Genomic DNA, 680 nt, shown 5'->3' with positions numbered 1-680 from the left:
AAGCGCGACACGCCTTCATGGGACGACGTCACGCGCCATGTCATCGACGAGCGGCTCGCGACGCCCGATGGCCCGCACTTCTTCGATGCTGTCGAATGGCGCGGGCTTTGCGCGCTGTGCGCATGCATCGTGCCGCAGGACAGTCAGCGCCCCAACGTGCCGGTCGCCGCTCTCGTCGATGCGCGCCTCATGAAGAACACTGGCGACGGATATCGCGATGCGCGTCTGCCGCCTATGCGCGACGCGTGGCGCATCGGCCTTCGCGCGCTGAATGCCGAAAGCCGGGCGCGTCACGAACTGCCGTTTGCGAGCATCGAGCATGACCGCCAACATGCGCTTCTCGTCGACATGCAGCAAGGCAAGCTCGATAGCGCCGAATGGAACGGTATGCCGCCCGCCCTCTTCTTCGCCGAGCGTGTGCTGCACGACATCTGCGGGATGTACTACGCGCATCCGCATGTGTGGAGCGAAATCGGCTTCGGCGGCCCGGCCAATCCGCGCGGCTATGTGCGCATGGTCGCCGACCGGCGCGACCCATGGGAAGCCGCCGAAGCAAATGCCGGCCACGAAGAGGCCGCGCAGGAGGAGAATCGCCGTGTCCGCTGATTCGTCCCAAGACGCGCAGCACATGCCGCGCGGGAAGAACGGACGCGCGCCCGACGTGTTCCATCCCGGCGCAT

General features: G+C 66.5%; 1 protein-coding gene. It reads left to right on the top strand.

Features of this window, described 5'->3' with window-relative positions; translation table 11 throughout:
- The coding region (locus BG60_RS36175) for a gluconate 2-dehydrogenase subunit 3 family protein (protein ID WP_034474678.1) at positions 1-606 on the top strand (606 nt) is incomplete at its 5' end.
- Positions 607-680 lie beyond the last annotated feature (74 nt).

The sequence above is a fragment of the Caballeronia zhejiangensis genome (assembly GCF_000698575.1).
Classification (GTDB): Bacteria; Pseudomonadota; Gammaproteobacteria; order Burkholderiales; family Burkholderiaceae; genus Caballeronia; species Caballeronia zhejiangensis.
The sequence above is the reverse complement of the archived record's forward strand: the minus strand, read 5'-3'. Positions and strand labels throughout refer to the sequence as shown.